The organism is Pseudomonas sp. Q1 (assembly GCF_009935975.1).
Lineage (GTDB): Bacteria > Pseudomonadota > Gammaproteobacteria > Pseudomonadales > Pseudomonadaceae > Aquipseudomonas > Aquipseudomonas palleroniana.
In genome coordinates this window covers 315,995-331,259 of sequence record NZ_QODI01000003.1, presented here as the reverse complement: position 1 = coordinate 331,259, position 15,265 = coordinate 315,995, and the positions used below count along the sequence as shown (strand labels likewise).

Genomic DNA, 15,265 nt, shown 5'->3' with positions numbered 1-15,265 from the left:
GGCAGTATTTAGCCACCCCTCATCGGGTGAACGGTGGTCCGGGCCACGGGGTTTGCGCTATACTCGCCGCCCTTTTTTGACTCACCTGCCAGGCGATTTCCCATGACCCACCAGGCCGCCGAAGTCGCGAAACGCCGCACTTTCGCCATTATTTCCCACCCCGATGCCGGTAAAACCACCATCACCGAGAAGCTCCTGCTGATGGGCAAGGCAATCGCGGTGGCCGGCACGGTGAAATCCCGCAAATCCGACCGCCATGCCACCTCCGACTGGATGGAAATGGAAAAACAACGGGGTATTTCCATTACCACGTCGGTCATGCAGTTCCCGTATCGCGACCACATGGTCAACCTGCTCGATACCCCCGGCCACGAAGACTTCTCAGAAGATACCTACCGCACCCTGACGGCTGTGGACTCGGCGCTGATGGTCCTCGACGGCGGTAAAGGTGTCGAGCCACGGACCATCGCCCTGATGGATGTCTGCCGGCTGCGTGACACGCCTATCGTCAGCTTCATCAACAAGCTCGACCGTGATATCCGCGACCCCATCGAACTGCTCGATGAAATCGAAGCCGTCCTGAAGATCAAGGCCGCGCCGATCACCTGGCCGATCGGTTGCTACCGCGACTTCAAGGGCGTGTACCACCTGGCCGACGACTACATCATTGTCTACACCGCCGGCCACGGTCACGAACGTACCGAAACCAAGATCATCGAGAAGCTGGATTCGGACGAAGCCCGCGCTCATCTGGGCGACGAGTACGACCGTTTCGTCGACCAGCTGGAACTGGTGCAGGGCGCCTGCCACGAATTCAACCAGCAGGAATTCCTCGACGGCCAGCTGACGCCTGTATTCTTCGGCACCGCCCTGGGCAACTTCGGCGTCGACCACGTGCTCGACGCCGTGGTGGACTGGGCCCCGCGCCCGCTGCCGCGTGTGGCCAACGAGCGCACCGTGGAGCCGGTTGAAGAGAAGTTCTCGGGCTTCGTGTTCAAGATCCAGGCGAACATGGACCCCAAGCACCGTGACCGTATCGCCTTCATGCGTATCTGCTCCGGCAAATACGAAAAAGGCATGAAGATGCGCCATGTGCGCACCGGCAAGGACGTACGCATCGGCGACGCCCTGACGTTCTTCTCTTCCGAGCGTGAACAGCTCGAAGAAGCCTACGCCGGCGACATCATTGGCCTGCACAACCACGGCACCATCCAGATCGGCGACACCTTCACCGAAGGCGAAGCGCTGGGCTTCACCGGTATCCCGCACTTCGCCCCGGAGCTGTTCCGCCGCGTACGCCTGCGCGATCCGCTGAAATCCAAGCAGTTGCGCCAAGGTTTGCAGCAATTGGCGGAAGAAGGCGCGACCCAGGTGTTCTTCCCCGAGCGCAGCAACGACATCATTCTCGGCGCTGTCGGTGTGCTGCAGTTCGATGTGGTGGCCAGCCGCTTGAAAGAGGAATACAAGGTCGAATGCTCCTACGAGCCGATCACCGTGTACTCCGCGCGCTGGATCGATTGCAGCGATAAGAAGAAGTTGGAAGAGTTCTCCAACAAGGCTGTGGAAAACCTGGCGATGGACGGCGGCGGTCACCTGACCTACCTGGCCCCGACCCGGGTCAATCTGGCGCTGATGGAAGAGCGCTGGCCGGACGTGAAATTCCGTGCGACCCGCGAACACCATTAAGGTCTGAGCGGTAGAGAAAGGGCGAAGCTGTGATGGCTTCGCCCTTTTTCATGGCCGCTGCAAAAGCCGATGTGGATGGCGGCTTGATCTCCACTCGGCGGTCGAATTGGCGAGAAGCCCACATCCGGTCTAGCGTTTCAACTATTTCATTCTCTCACCGACGGATCAGGAGACGCCCGTGCGTATAACTCAACGTGCCATTCAACTGGTGCTGCTGGGCGCCTTGGGGCTGTGCGCCACCTGGGCCCTGGCGGATGCAGGCACCCCCCAGTGGAAGGACACCGGGGCGGTGAGCAAGAAAAAGCAGAAGGAGGTCAACTCCGGTGGTTGGCAGCCCCAGGCCCAACCCGCGCCTAAGGAAGATGCGGAAAACCCTTACAACGAAGGCGAGGACAGTGGAACCTACGATGACGGCGATACCTGAGGCACAAGTGGCTTGAACCCTGTAGCGCAACTAGCTTGATCCACAGCGCCGGCCGAACGCTGGCGCACATGATTCACTGACTGGACGGAAATCGACCATGACTATCTTTCAACGTTTAGTGCTGATGCTAAAAGTGCTGGTGATGTTGTCCCTGGGCATTTCGTCTGCATGGGCCAATACGGCTGTGCAGAGCCAGGTCCCGGGGTTTGTGGCGGCCAATACGGTGCAAACCGGCGGTTTGCAGCTGGCCAAGAGTGAATCTGAACCCGGTGATGAAGACCAGGGCGGCTCCAAGGATGACGACGACCAGCAAGCCCCGCCCGATGACAGCGACGACAGCGACGGTGACAGCGATACCTGAGTCGATCTGAAAAAAAAGCCCCACCTGCCAGACTGATGCGCAATCTGACGGGCGGGGCGGTAGAACGCCTGCAATGCCCTGGGCCAAATCGCCCAGGGCATTTTTATTACGTGGTCAGGCGACGAACTGCTCCGCGTAGTGGCACGCCACCTGGCGGTTATCCAAGGCGCGCAACTGCGGTTCCTCGCTGCTGCAACGTGCGGTCGCATACGGGCAGCGCTTGTGGAAGGCGCAGCCAGGCGGCGGGTTCAGCGGGTTGGGCAGCTCGCCGACGATCTTGATCTTCGGCTTGTTCGGGTCCGGGTGGATGGTCGGGGTGGCCGACAGCAGCGCCTGGGTGTAGGGGTGCAGTGGGCGCGCGTAGATGTCGGCCTTGGGGCCCACTTCCACCGGGCGGCCGAGGTACATCACCATCACGTCGTCGGCGACGTGCTGCACCACCGCCAGGTTGTGGGAGATGAACACGTATGCGGTGTTGAACTCCTGCTGCAGGTCCATGAACAGGTTGAGCACCTGCGCCTGGATCGACACGTCCAGTGCGGAAGTCGGTTCATCCGCCACCAGCACTTTGGGTTGCAGCATCATTGCCCGGGCCAGGGCGATACGCTGGCGCTGGCCACCGGAGAACATGTGCGGGTAGCGATGATAATGCTCAGGGCGCAGGCCCACTTGCTTCATCATCGCCTGCACTTTCTCACGGCGCTCGGCGGCCGACAGGTTGGTGTTGATCAGCAACGGCTCGGCCAGTTGATCGCCGACTTTCTGGCGTGGGTTCAACGAGGCGTACGGGCTCTGGAAGACCATCTGCACGTCTTTGCGCAGTTGCTTGCGCTGGGCCTTGTCGGCGCCCGCCACTTCCTGGCCGGCGATTTTCAGCGAGCCTGAAGACGGCTCTTCAATCAGTGTCAGCGCACGCGCCAGGGTGGATTTGCCGCAACCCGACTCGCCTACCACGGCGAGGGTCTTGCCGGCTTCCAGCTCGAAGGACACGCCATTGAGGGCGCGCACTGTAGCGTGGCCCTTGAACAGGCCGCGGGACACTTCGTAGTGACGGGTCAGGTCGCGGGCAGTAAGAACGACGGCCATTACGCCACCTCCTGGTTCAGCGGGTAGAAGCAGCGGGCGAGGCTGTGGCTTTTCGGGTCAAGGCCTGGGCGCTGGGCACGGCAGGAGTCCTGCACGTACGGGCAGCGCGGCGACAGCAGGCAACCCTGCGGGCGGTCATAGCGGCCGGGCACGATACCCGGCAGCGTGGCCAGGCGCGTGGCGCCCAGGCTGTGCTCGGGGATCGCCTTGAGCAGCGCTTCGCTGTAGGGATGCGCCGGAATATCGAACAACTGCGGCACCTGGCCGACTTCGACCGCTTGGCCGGCGTACATCACGCACACGCGCTGGGCGGTTTCAGCCACCACCGCCAAGTCGTGGGTGATCAGCACCAGGCCCATGTTCTGCTCTTTTTGCAGGGCCAGCAGCAGGTCCATGATCTGCGCCTGGATAGTCACATCCAGTGCGGTGGTCGGTTCGTCGGCGATCAGCAGCTTGGGTTCGCCGGCGATCGCCATGGCGATTGCCACACGCTGGCTCATGCCGCCGGACAGTTGGTGCGGGTAGGCATCCATGCGGCTGGCGGCGCCTGGAATTTCCACTTTTTGCAGCAACTCGATAGCCCGTTTGCGCGCTTGCTTGCCGGACATCTTCAGGTGCAGGCGCAACACTTCTTCAATCTGGAAACCCACGGTGTAGCTGGGGTTCAGCGCGGTCATCGGGTCCTGGAAGACCATGGCCAGGTCCTTGCCGACGATCTGGCGACGCTGACGGTTGCTCAGCTTGAGCATGTCCTTGCCGTCAAAGGTCAGCGCGTCGGCGGTCACGATGCCCGGGTGCTCGATCAGCCCCATCAGCGCCATCATGGTCACGGATTTACCCGAGCCCGACTCGCCAACGATCGCCAGTACTTCGCCTTTGTCGACCTTGAGGTCGAGGCCATCGACCACCGGTACGGCGGTCTTGTCGCCGAAGCGGACGTTGAGATTCTTGATTTCTAACAGTGACATGGGAATCTCCTCAGGCGGCGTTCTTGAGTTTCGGGTCCAGCGCATCGCGCAGGCCGTCGCCCATCAAGTTGATTGCCAGCACGCTGAGCAAAATGGTCAAACCCGGCAGGCTCACGACCCACCAGGCACGTTCGATGTAGTCGCGCGCCGAGGCCAGCATGGTGCCCCACTCCGGAGTTGGCGGTTGTACGCCAAGGCCGAGGAAGCCCAGGGCTGCGGCATCGAGGATCGCGGAGGAGAAACTCAGCGTGGCCTGTACGATCAGCGGCGCCATGCAGTTAGGCAGCACCGTGATGAACATCAGGCGTGGCAGGCCGGCACCGGCCAGGCGGGCGGCGGTCACGTAGTCGCGGTTCAGTTCGCCCATCACCGCTGCGCGGGTCAGACGCACGTAGGACGGCAGCGACACGATGGCGATAGCGATCACGGTGTTGATCAGGCCAGGGCCGAGGATCGCGACAATGGCAACGGCCAGCAGCAGCGATGGCAGGGCCAGCATGATGTCCATCAGACGCATGATGGTCGGGCCGAGCACGCGCGGGAAGAACCCGGCGAACAGACCCAGCAGGATGCCCGGGATCAGCGACATCACCACCGACGACAAGCCGATCAGCAGCGACAGGCGCGAGCCCTGGATCAGGCGCGAGAGCAAGTCACGGCCCAGTTCGTCGGTGCCGAGCAGGAACTGCATCTGGCCGCCTTCCAGCCAGGCCGGCGGGGTCAGCAGGAAGTCGCGGTATTGCTCGCTCGGGTTATGCGGCGCCACCCACGGCGCGAAGATCGCGCAGAACACGATCAGCAACATGAACAGCAGGCCGGCAACCGCGCCTTTGTTCTTGGAGAAGGCTTGCCAGAATTCTTTGTACGGCGATGGGTACAGCAGGCTTTGATCGACTGCTGACACTTGAGTAGGTGTGGTCATGGTCATGATCTCAGCGCTGGTGACGGATGCGTGGGTTGGCGAAGCCGTAGAGGATATCCACCACGAAGTTCACCAGGATCACCAGACAGGCGATCAACAGGATGCCGTTTTGCACCACCGGGTAGTCCCGTGCGCCAATGGCTTCGATCAGCCATTTGCCGATGCCGGGCCACGAGAAGATGGTTTCGGTCAATACCGCACCGGCCAGCAGCGTGCCCACTTGCAGGCCGACCACGGTCAATACCGGGATCAGCGCGTTGCGCAGGCCGTGCACGAAGACCACGCGCGTTGGCGACAGGCCCTTGGCCTTGGCGGTGCGGATATAGTCCTCGCGCAAGACTTCGAGCATGGAGGAGCGGGTCATCCGCGCGATGACCGCCAGCGGGATGGTGCCGAGCACGATGGCCGGCAGGATCAGGTGGTGCAGCGCGTCGAAGAAGGCGTCCGGCTCGTCAGCCAGCAGGGTGTCGATCAGCATGAAGCCGGTGCGCGGCTCGATGTCGTAGAGCAGGTCGATACGCCCGGAAACCGGGGTCCAGCCCAGGCTGACCGAGAAGAACATGATCAGGATCAGGCCCCACCAGAAGATCGGCATCGAATATCCCGCCAGGGAGATGCCCATCACCCCATGGTCGAACAGGGAGCCTCGCTTCAAGGCCGCGATCACCCCGGCCAACAGGCCCAGGACACCGGCGAACAGCAGGGCGGCCATGGACAGTTCCAGGGTCGCCGGGAAAAGGGAGGTGAACTCGGTCCACACGCTGGTGCGAGTGCGCAGCGATTCGCCAAGGTCGCCATGGGCAAGCTTGCCCACATAGTCAAAATATTGCGCATACAACGGTTTGTTAAGACCGAGGCGTTCCATTGCCTGTGCATGCATCTCGGGGTCGACGCGCCGCTCGCCCATCATCACTTCGACGGGGTCGCCAGGGATCATGCGAATCAACGCAAATGTCAGCAACGTGATGCCGAAAAACGTGGGGATCAATAACCCCAGTCGGCGGGCAATAAAACTAAACATCTTGGTGTGTACCTCAATCAGCCGGTTAGGCAGGTCCGGCGCCGTCGATATCGACGGCACCGAGCGTTTTTCTTATTACTTCACCTGGGTAGTGGCGAAGTTATTGGTCGTCAGAGGGCTTTGGGTATAACCCTCGACGTTCTTGCGCATGGCGGTGAACATTTTCGGATAGGCCATGGGGATCCACGGTTGGTCATTGCCGAAAACGTCCAGTGCTTGTTCATAGAGTGCCGCGCGCTGGGTCGGTTCAGCATTGGCGCGGGCCTTGTCGATCAAGTCCTGGAACTCTTTGTTGCACCAACGCGCGTAGTTTTCGCCGTTTTTGGCGGCGTCGCAACTCAGGTTCGGGGTGAGAAAGTTATCCGGGTCCCCGTTATCCCCCGCCCAGCCGGCCGACACCATGTCGTGCTCGCCGGCTTTGGCGCGCTTGAGCATTTCGCCCCATTCCATGACCTTGATATTGACCTTCAGGCCGATCTGGGCCAGATCCGCTTGCATGCGCTGGGCGCCGAGCAGCGGGTTAGGGTTGGTCGGGCCGCCGCCGTTACGGGTGAACAGGGTGAACTCGGTACCTTCCGGCACGCCGGCTTCCTTGAGCAGGGCGCGGGCCTTGTCGAGGTCGCGTGGCGGGTTCTTCAACTTATCGTTGAAACCCAGCAAGGTCGGCGGATACGGGCCGGTGGCGTCGACGGCATTGCCTTTGCCGTACAGCGATTCGTTGTAGCCTTTCTTGTCGAACGCGATGTTGATCGCGTGGCGCACCCGCGCATCGCTCATGTACTTGTGCGTGGTGTTCATGGCGGTATACGCGGTGGTCATCGCCGCCAGTTCATCGACTTTCAGGTTCGGGTCTTTCTTGATGCTCGGAATATCATCGGGCTTGGGATACAGCGCGACCTGGCATTCGTTGGCCTTGAGTTTCTGCAGGCGCACGTTGTTGTCGGTGGTGATTGCCAGAATCAGCGGATCGGCCGGTGGCTTGCCACGGAAGTACTCCGGGTTGGCCTTGAAGCGCACCTGGGCGTCTTTGGCATAGCGCGTGAAGACGAACGGCCCGGTGCCGATCGGCTTGGCGTTCAGGTCATCGGTCTTGCCGGACTTGAGCAACTGGTCGGCATATTCGGCGGAGTGAATCGAGGAAAACCCCATGGCCAGGTCGGACAGGAACGGTGCCTCAGGACGGGTCAGGGTAAAGACAACGGTGTGGTCGTCGGTCTTCTCTACGCTCTTGAGCAGTTCCTTGAAGCCCATGCTTTCGAAGTATGGGTAGCCCACAGCGGACTTGTTGTGCCAAGGATGATTCGGGTCCAGCTGGCGCTGGAAGCTCCAAAGTACGTCGTCGGCGTTCAGGTTGCGCGTGGGTTTGAAATAGTCGGTGGTGTGGAACTTGACGTCGTCACGCAGGTGAAAGGTGTAGGTCAGGCCATCGGCACTGATTTCCGGCAGGGCCTTGGCCAGTGCAGGAACCACTTCGGTGGTGCCGGGCTTGAAGTCCACCAGGCGGTTGAACATAGTTTCCGCAGCGGCGTCGAGGGTTACGGCGGTGGTGTACAACACCGGGTCAAAACCTTCCGGGCTGGCTTCGGTGCAGACCACCAGCGGTTTGGCCGAAACGCCGATCGCCACGCTCAGCAGCGCGGCGGCCATGGCGGCTTGTAACGGGAGCATTTTCATTCAGAACCCTCTGCAATCGATGGAGCCAGACAAGCGTAGACGGCAGGCTCGTCCTGAGCCCGCCGTGTACCTGGCGCTAATTAAAGAATGTTGAACGGGATGGTGGTGACCAGGCGGAATTCACGGATGTTGCCGTCAGCCTGGTTTTCACTGGCGCGGTGGGTCACGTAGGTGCCACGAATGGTGGTGGCCTTGAGTGAGCCGCTCTGGATCGCGTAGGACGCGCCCACGCCATATTCCTGGTGGGTTTCGCCGTCCATCAGGCGCAGGTCACTGCGACGTACGCCCGATTCACCGTAAGCGGTGCCGGTGTAGTGAGTACCGTCGATGCCCCAGCCGCGAGCCGAGTAGACGTTGAACTTCAGGCCCGGCACGCCGTATTCAGCCATGTTGAGGCCATAGGCGATCTGGAAGGACTTCTCGTTCGGTCCGTTGAAGTCGGACGTCAGGGAGTTGGCCAGGTAGATGCCGTTGGTTTCGTGCAGGTAGTCGAAGTATTCGTCACCGTTGATGGCCTGGTAGGCGAAGGTCAGGCTGTGGGCTTGGTGAGTCAGGCCCAGAGACAACGAGTAGGTGTCGTTGTCGATCTTGCCCATCTTCTTGCTGCCGGTATCGGTGGTTTTATAGTAGTTCAGGCCGGTGGTCAGGCCCAAGACACTGCTGTCGCCCAGCTCGTGAGTCGCGCCGACATAGTACTGGTTCCAGAAGTCCTCGACGTTAGCCGCGAATACGCTGGTTTTCAGGCTCTTGAACGGCTGGTAGTTGAAGCCCAGGGTTTTCACCTTGTCGGTGGTCTGGCCGTTACCGTACTCGGAACGGAACTTCGACAGGCTTTGTTCGGTACGTGGCGACACGCGATCAAAAACACCGCCCTGGAACGACAGGTTGCTGAATTCCTGGCTGTCGATCGAAATACCTTCAAAGCTCGAAGGCAGCGCACGGTTGCCGATGGTGTCGACGATGCCGCTGCTGAAGTTCTGGCGACCGGCGGTCAGTGTGGTGTTCGAAGCACGGAACTTGACGTTGGCCAGGCCCAGTTTGCTCCACTGGTCAACGGCGTCGCCGTTGGAGTCGGCCAGCGTGCGGTTGGAACCACCCTTGATGTCGCGCTTGCTGCGATCCAGAACCAGAGCGTTGTAGACGGCAACTTCGGTGCTCACGCCGATGGTGCCCTGGGTAAAGCCCGAGGTGCCGTTGAGAATGGTGCCCTGTACCCAGTTGGTGCGGTAGGCGTCAGTACGGGTTTCACCATGTTTCTCATAGGAGAATTTACCGCCACGGAATTTGTTTTCGTTGGAAAACCAGTTCCGGGTAGTACCGCCCAGGCTTGCTCCGTCGATAAAGCCCTTGGCCTCGCTTTGGGCGCTGGTGCCGGCCAATGTGGTTGGAACGAAGTCCTGGCTCTGGGTTTCAGCGAAGGCGGTTGCCGTGATGCTGCTGATGGCCAGGGCCAGAAGCGCTTTGCTGCTCAATTTCATGGGTGGAGCTCCTTTGGTTCTCTTTTTATGCCGGTCTTTTTAGGTGAACCGGCTATTGGTGTGTAACTCGTTCAAGCTATTGCAAACGTTTGGCGTAGGAAAAATCCCAACAAAAGGCTGCGCGTTTGCAGCAGAGCCGTTCCCGCTCTGCGCAATCCGGTTATTTATTTTTATGGGTTGAGACTGACGCCCGAGAACACGTTGCGGCCGAAGGGGCTTACCTTGAAGCCTTCGACTTTAGCGCTTAACGGCTGGTTGACCGTCGAGTGGGCGACTGGCGTGATCGGCACCTGCGCTTTAAGCAGTTGCTGCGCCTGTTTGTACAGAACAGTCCTTTGTTCACGGTCGGTGACGACCTTGGCTTGCTTGATCAGCTTGTCGTACGCCGGGTCACACCACATGGAGTAGTTGTTCCCGCCGATGGCGTCGCAGCTGTAGAGGGTGCCCAGCCAGTTGTCCGGGTCACCGTTGTCGCCGGTCCAACCGATCAGGCTGATATCGTGCTCACCGTTCTTGGTGCGCTTGATGTACTCGCCCCACTCGTAGCTGACGATCTTGACCTTGAGGCCGATCTTGGCCCAGTCGCTTTGCAGCATCTCGGCCATCAGCTTGGCATTGGGGTTATACGGCCGTTGTACCGGCATGGCCCACAGGGTGATCTCGGTGCCTTCCTTCACGCCGGCAGCCTTGAGCAATTCCTTGGCTTTTTCCGGGTTGTAGGCGGCGTCCTTGATCGTGTCGTCGTAGGACCACTGAGTCGGCGGCATCGCGTTGACGGCCAGTTGCCCGGCGCCTTGGTACACAGCATTCAGGATGCTTTGCTTGTTCACCGCCATGTCCAGCGCCTGGCGCACTTCGAGCTGGTCGAAAGGTTTGTGGCGCACGTTGTAGGCGATGTAGCCGAGGTTGAAGCCGGGCTTGGTCAGCAGTTGCAGTTTCGGGTCAGCCTTGAGCGCGTCGACATCGGCCGGGCGCGGGTGCAGGGTCACCTGGCATTCGCCGGCCTTGAGTTTTTGCACGCGTACCGAGGCGTCGGTGTTGATGGCGAAGATCAGTTGGTCGAGCTTGACCCGGCTCGGGTCCCAATACTGTTTGTTCGCCACATAACGGATCTGTGAATCCTTCTGGTAGCGCTGGAACACAAACGGGCCGGTACCGATCGGCTTCTGATTGATATCGCTGGGCTTGCCTTCCTTGAGCAACTGCTCGGCGTATTCGGCCGAAAGGATCGCGGCAAAGCTCATGGCGATGTTCTGCACGAATGCGGCGTCGACCGTGTTCAGGGTCATCACCACGGTATGCGGGTCGGTTTTCTCGACCTTGGCAATGTTCTTGTTCAGGCTCATCCCGTTGAAGTACGGAAACTCGGTGGGGTAGGCCTTGCGAAAGGGATGGTCGGGGTCAAGCATGCGGTTGAAGGTGAACAGCACGTCGTCGGCGTTGAAGTCGCGCGTCGGCTTGAACTCCTTGTTGCTGTGGAACTTCACCCCTTCGCGCAGGTGAAAGGTGTATGTCAGGCCGTCTGGCGAAATATCCCACTTGGTTGCCAGCCCAGGCACCACATTGGTCGCACCCTTTTCGAACTCAACCAGGCGGTTGTACAACGGCTCGGCCGCATCGTTGTCGGTGGCGGTGGTGTATTGCGCGGTGTCAAACCCTGCCGGGCTGCCTTCAGAGCAGAACACCAGGCTCTTCTTGTCGGCGGCTTGGCCCATTGTGGCCACAGCCAGCAGGCTGGTGCCAAAAATTGCGGATAGAACGGTGGTATGGCGCATGACGATCCCGATCCTTGTTTGTAGTTATCAACCAGCGAGCCATTTCCCGGGACTAAGGGAAACCTCACTGATCCCACACGCAGCAAGTACCTTTCTCAGAATGAAGCTGCTGCTGTCCTACGACGTTATGGGTCGCGGATCTTGCAGTAAATGCGTCAAATCTGACTGACCTTGTAGGTAACGGAGCCACGGTTCGCAGTTCATTGCTGTAGGACGGCAATGAGTTCGCTGTGGCCTGTTTCCTAGTGTCTCGGTGGATGCAATAACGGCGACGCCCTGAAGCGTCGCCGTCACAGATCCTTACTTGTCGCTTACGCTGACGCCGTAGAAGGAGTTCAAGCCAAACGGGCTGATCTTGAAGTCCTGCACGTTGTTGCGCATGGGTTGATACACCGTCGAGTGCGCGATAGGTGTCATCGGGACTGCATCTTTGAGGATATGTTGCGCCTGCTTGTACAGCTCGGTGCGTTTGGCGACGTCCGATGTGGCCTTGGCTTCTTTCACGATGCCGTCGAACTTTTTGTCGCACCATTTGGAGAAGTTGTTACCGGACAGCGAGTCGCAGCCGAACAGTACGTTCAGCCAGTTGTCCGGGTCACCATTGTCGCCGCTCCAGCCAATGATCATGGCCTGGTTCTCGCCGCCTTTGGAACGCTTGATGTACTCGCCCCACTCGTAGCTGACGATATTGACCTTCAGGCCGATCTGTTTCCAGTCGTTCTGCAGCATCTCGGCCATCAGCTTGGCGTTCGGGTTGTACGGACGTTGCACCGGCATGGCCCACAGGGTGATCTCGGTGCCTTCTTTAACGCCGGCTTCCTTGAGCAGTTCCTTGGCTTTGGCAGGATCGTATTTCGCGTCCTGGATCGTTTTGTCGTAGGACCACTGGGTCGGTGGCATGGCGTTGACGGCCAGTTGGCCCGCACCCTGGTACACGGAATCGATGATCTGCTGCTTGTTCACCGACATGTCCAGCGCTTCGCGTACCCGCAGGTCGGACAGCGGGTTGGGAGCGGTCTGGCCCTTGAGGACCGGCATCACGTTGTAAGCGATGTAACCCAGGTTGAAACCGGCCTGGTGCGGCAGTTTCAGATCCTTGTCCTCGCCCAGCGCCTTGAGGTCGGCCGGACGCGGGAACAGGGTGACCTGGCACTCGTTCTTCTTGAGTTTCTGGATACGCACCGACGGGTCGGTGGTAATGGCGAAGATCAGGTTGTCGATCTTCACGTCTTCAGGTTTCCAGTAGTCCTTGTTGCCGGTGTAGCGGATGTTGGAGTCTTTCTGGTAGCTCTTGAACACGAACGGGCCAGTGCCGATCGGCTTCTGGTTGATGTCGGAGGCCTTGCCTTCCTTCAACAGCTGCGCGGCGTATTCGGCGGACTGGATCGACGCGTAGCTCATTGCCAGGTTCTGGATGAAGGCGGCGTCCACGCTGCCAAGGGTGAACTTGACGGTGTGGTCATCGACTTTCTCGATGTTCTTGATGTTGGTGTCCATCCCCATGTCCGTGAAGTACGGGAACTCGGTGGGGTAGACTTTGCGGAACGGATCGTCCTTGTTGATCATGCGGTTGAACGTGAAGAGCACGTCATCGGCATTGAAGGTACGAGTAGGTTTGAAGTACGAAGTGGTATGGAACTTCACGCCGTCGCGCAGGTGGAAGGTGTACGTCAGGCCATCCGGGGACACGTCCCAACTGGTGGCCAACCCAGGAATCACAGCGGTGCCGCCGCGCTCGAACTGGGTCAGGCGGTTGAACATGGTTTCGGCCGAGGCATCGAAGTCTGTTCCGGTGGTGTACTGGCCCGGGTCAAAACCAGCGGGGCTGCCTTCGGAGCAGAACACCAGGTTAGTCGCCGCTTGGGCGAACGGGGCTGCGGCCATAAGGCCAGCGCTCACGATTAACGGAATGACTGCGTGTTTAAGCATGTTGGCCTCATGATTTGTTGTCATTTTTGGTGGTGAGGGCGACCTCGTGAGTCGGCCTGCGGATACTTATGCAGGGGCCATACCCAATGCAAGATGCAGAACCGTTGCGAGACTGAAAGTGTGGTACGAACGTACAGGAATGTCGCAAATCTGAAAGTTTCTACATAATTGCGTACATTCAGAGGGTTTTTTCGGTGCAGGGTGTGCACCAAAAATGCCCAACCAAGGCGTCTGGCGCACTTGGTTGGGGCGCAGTTGTTACTTGTCCAGGCTGACACCATAGAAAGGCGTGAGGCCAAAGGGGCTGATCTTGAAGTCCCGCACCTCCTTGCGCAGCGGTTGGAAAACCGTCGAGTTTGCAATAGGCGTTATAGGTACTTGTTCCTTAAGAATTTTTTGAGCCTGTTGATACCACTTTATACGCTGCTCACGGTCGTTGCTGACCTTGGCCTGCTGCACGAGTTTGTCGTAGGCAGGGTTACACCATTTGGCGTAGTTACTGCCCTTGACGGCGGCACAACTGTAGAGCACTCCAAGCCAGTTATCCGGGTCGCCGTTGTCGCCGGTCCAGCCATAAATCATCGCGTCGTGTTCGCCGTTTTTGGCGCGCTTGATGTATTCGCCCCACTCATAGCTGACGATATTGGCTTTGATGCCGATTTTTTCCCAATCCTGCTGGATCATCTGGGCGGACATCCGCGCGTTCGGGTTGGAGGCGCGCTGGACGGTCATTGCCCACAGATTGATGGTGGTACCCGGTGCAACCCCTGCTTCTTTTAGTAGCGCCCGAGCCTTGGTCGGATCGTAGGGGGCGTCCTTGATGGTCGGGTCATAAGACCACTGCGCTGGAGGCAGGGCGTTCTGCGCCAATTGTCCGGCGCTCTGGTACACCGCCTTGATGATGGCCGGCTTGTCGATAGCCATATCCAGGGCCTGGCGCACTTTGAGTTGGTCCAATGGCGGGTGGGTCACGTTGTAAGCGAGAAACCCCAGGTTGAAACCGGCTTGTTGCAGCACGCGCAGGTTGGGGGCCTGCTTCATGACTTCGATATCGGAGGGGCGCGGGTAACCGCTGACCTGGCATTCGCCGGCCTTGAGTTTCTGCAGGCGTGCGGCGGCGTCCGGGGTGATGGCAAATATCAGGTTGTCGAGCTTCACATCCTCGGGCTTCCAATACTGCTTATTGGCCGCGTAGCGGATCTGCGAGTCTTTCTGATAGCGCTTGAATACAAACGGGCCAGTGCCCACCGGCTTCTGGTTGATGTCGGAGGCGGTGCCTTCCTTTAATAGCTGGGCGGCATACTCGGCCGATTGCACCGAGGCGAAACTCATGGCCAGGTTCTGCACGAACGCCGCATCGACGTTGTTCAGGTTGAAACGCACGGTGTGTTCGTCGAGTTTTTCGACGCTCTTGATCGTGGTGTTCAAACCCATATCGGTGAAGTAGGGCGATTCTGACGGATACGCCTTGCGAAATGGGCTTTCGGCATCCAGCAGGCGATTGAAGGTGAACAACACATCGTCCGCATTGAAGTCGCGGGTGGGCGTGAAGAAATCGGTGGTGTGGAACTTGACGCCCTCGCGCAGGTGGAAGGTATATGTCAGGCCATCCTTGGACACCTCCCAACTCGTCGCCAGGCCGGGTTCCACTTCGGTGCCGCCGCGCTTGAATTGCGTGAGGCGGTTGAACACGGTTTCGGCAGAGGCATCGAAATCGGTACCGCTGGTGTATTGGCTGGGGTCGAAACCGGCGGGGCTGGCTTCGGAGCAGTAAACCAGGGTGCTCGCCGCCTGGGCGATGGGCATAAAGGCCAGCAGGCCTGCGGCGAGGAGGAGCGGTTTGAAGGCGATTCTTTGCATAGAGACCCCTGAAATGGCAGGCATATATAAGCTGCCCAAACGAAAACGGCGCAACCGAGGTTACCGCCGTTGACGTTTGTC

Annotated in this window: 12 protein-coding genes; 3 read left to right on the top strand and 9 right to left on the bottom strand. The window is 59.6% G+C overall.

The window, feature by feature from the left end; translation table 11 throughout:
- Positions 1-102 precede the first annotated feature (102 nt).
- The 3 genes from DK870_RS06620 (at position 103) to DK870_RS06610 (ending at position 2,471) form a co-directional block, all read left to right on the top strand.
- Positions 103-1,686: a peptide chain release factor 3 gene (locus DK870_RS06620; protein WP_060754891.1), complete on the top strand. Its 1,584-nt coding sequence runs from the start codon at positions 103-105 to the stop codon at positions 1,684-1,686.
- Positions 1,687-1,864: 178 nt separating this feature from the next.
- Positions 1,865-2,110: a hypothetical protein gene (locus tag DK870_RS06615; RefSeq protein WP_060754892.1), complete on the top strand. Its 246-nt coding sequence runs from the start codon at positions 1,865-1,867 to the stop codon at positions 2,108-2,110.
- 97 nt (positions 2,111-2,207) lie between these two features.
- On the top strand, positions 2,208-2,471 hold the full coding sequence (locus DK870_RS06610) for a hypothetical protein (RefSeq protein WP_060754893.1): 264 nt from the start codon (positions 2,208-2,210) through the stop codon (positions 2,469-2,471).
- A gap of 114 nt (positions 2,472-2,585) precedes the next feature.
- Here DK870_RS06610 and DK870_RS06605 read toward each other — a convergent pair whose 3' ends face one another.
- From DK870_RS06605 to DK870_RS06565, 9 genes are all read right to left on the bottom strand, one after another.
- Positions 2,586-3,557, bottom strand: coding sequence for a peptide ABC transporter ATP-binding protein (locus tag DK870_RS06605; RefSeq protein ID WP_060754894.1), 972 nt, complete (start codon positions 3,555-3,557; stop codon positions 2,586-2,588).
- Positions 3,557-4,525 carry an ABC transporter ATP-binding protein gene (locus tag DK870_RS06600; RefSeq protein ID WP_060754895.1) on the bottom strand — a complete coding sequence of 323 codons (969 nt, stop codon included), beginning with the start codon at positions 4,523-4,525 and terminating at the stop codon, positions 3,557-3,559. The genes DK870_RS06605 and DK870_RS06600 overlap by 1 nt, the downstream gene beginning before the upstream one ends.
- Before the next feature lie 10 nt (positions 4,526-4,535).
- Positions 4,536-5,447, bottom strand: a complete 912-nt coding sequence (locus DK870_RS06595; RefSeq protein ID WP_060754896.1) for an ABC transporter permease subunit — start codon at positions 5,445-5,447, stop codon at positions 4,536-4,538.
- Positions 5,448-5,457: 10 nt separating this feature from the next.
- The gene (locus DK870_RS06590; RefSeq protein ID WP_104995505.1) at positions 5,458-6,468 is read right to left on the bottom strand and encodes an ABC transporter permease subunit; all 1,011 of its coding nucleotides are present in this window, start codon (positions 6,466-6,468) and stop codon (positions 5,458-5,460) included.
- Between the two features lie 75 nt (positions 6,469-6,543).
- Positions 6,544-8,142 (bottom strand): ABC transporter substrate-binding protein, encoded by a 1,599-nt coding sequence (locus DK870_RS06585; RefSeq protein WP_161548280.1) that lies wholly within the window; start codon positions 8,140-8,142, stop codon positions 6,544-6,546.
- Positions 8,143-8,222: 80 nt separating this feature from the next.
- Complete coding sequence (locus DK870_RS06580; RefSeq protein WP_060754899.1) at positions 8,223-9,620, bottom strand: OprD family outer membrane porin; 1,398 nt, start codon at positions 9,618-9,620, stop codon at positions 8,223-8,225.
- A 170-nt stretch (positions 9,621-9,790) separates the two neighbouring features.
- Entirely contained in the window at positions 9,791-11,335 is a 1,545-nt protein-coding gene (locus DK870_RS06575) for an ABC transporter substrate-binding protein (protein ID WP_372241663.1), read from the bottom strand.
- A 360-nt stretch (positions 11,336-11,695) separates the two neighbouring features.
- Positions 11,696-13,324, bottom strand: coding sequence for an ABC transporter substrate-binding protein (locus tag DK870_RS06570; protein WP_161548278.1), 1,629 nt, complete (start codon positions 13,322-13,324; stop codon positions 11,696-11,698).
- A 258-nt stretch (positions 13,325-13,582) separates the two neighbouring features.
- Positions 13,583-15,184 (bottom strand): ABC transporter substrate-binding protein, encoded by a 1,602-nt coding sequence (locus tag DK870_RS06565; RefSeq protein ID WP_161548277.1) that lies wholly within the window; start codon positions 15,182-15,184, stop codon positions 13,583-13,585.
- Positions 15,185-15,265 lie beyond the last annotated feature (81 nt).

What these genes read in the sequence shown, in the direction of transcription:
- DK870_RS06565 (WP_161548277.1), bottom strand. Translation starts at nt 15,184, where the DNA reads ATGCAAAGAATCGCCTTCAAACCGCTCCTCCTCGCCGCAGGCCTGCTG.
- DK870_RS06575 (WP_372241663.1), bottom strand. Translation starts at nt 11,335, where the DNA reads ATGGGCCAAGCCGCCGACAAGAAGAGCCTGGTGTTCTGCTCTGAAGGC.
- DK870_RS06600 (WP_060754895.1), bottom strand. Translation starts at nt 4,525, where the DNA reads ATGTCACTGTTAGAAATCAAGAATCTCAACGTCCGCTTCGGCGACAAG.
- DK870_RS06610 (WP_060754893.1), top strand. Translation starts at nt 2,208, where the DNA reads ATGACTATCTTTCAACGTTTAGTGCTGATGCTAAAAGTGCTGGTGATG.
- DK870_RS06605 (WP_060754894.1), bottom strand. Translation starts at nt 3,557, where the DNA reads ATGGCCGTCGTTCTTACTGCCCGCGACCTGACCCGTCACTACGAAGTG.
- DK870_RS06590 (WP_104995505.1), bottom strand. Translation starts at nt 6,468, where the DNA reads ATGTTTAGTTTTATTGCCCGCCGACTGGGGTTATTGATCCCCACGTTT.
- DK870_RS06595 (WP_060754896.1), bottom strand. Translation starts at nt 5,447, where the DNA reads ATGACCACACCTACTCAAGTGTCAGCAGTCGATCAAAGCCTGCTGTAC.
- DK870_RS06580 (WP_060754899.1), bottom strand. Translation starts at nt 9,620, where the DNA reads ATGAAATTGAGCAGCAAAGCGCTTCTGGCCCTGGCCATCAGCAGCATC.
- DK870_RS06620 (WP_060754891.1), top strand. Translation starts at nt 103, where the DNA reads ATGACCCACCAGGCCGCCGAAGTCGCGAAACGCCGCACTTTCGCCATT.
- DK870_RS06570 (WP_161548278.1), bottom strand. Translation starts at nt 13,324, where the DNA reads ATGCTTAAACACGCAGTCATTCCGTTAATCGTGAGCGCTGGCCTTATG.
- DK870_RS06585 (WP_161548280.1), bottom strand. Translation starts at nt 8,142, where the DNA reads ATGAAAATGCTCCCGTTACAAGCCGCCATGGCCGCCGCGCTGCTGAGC.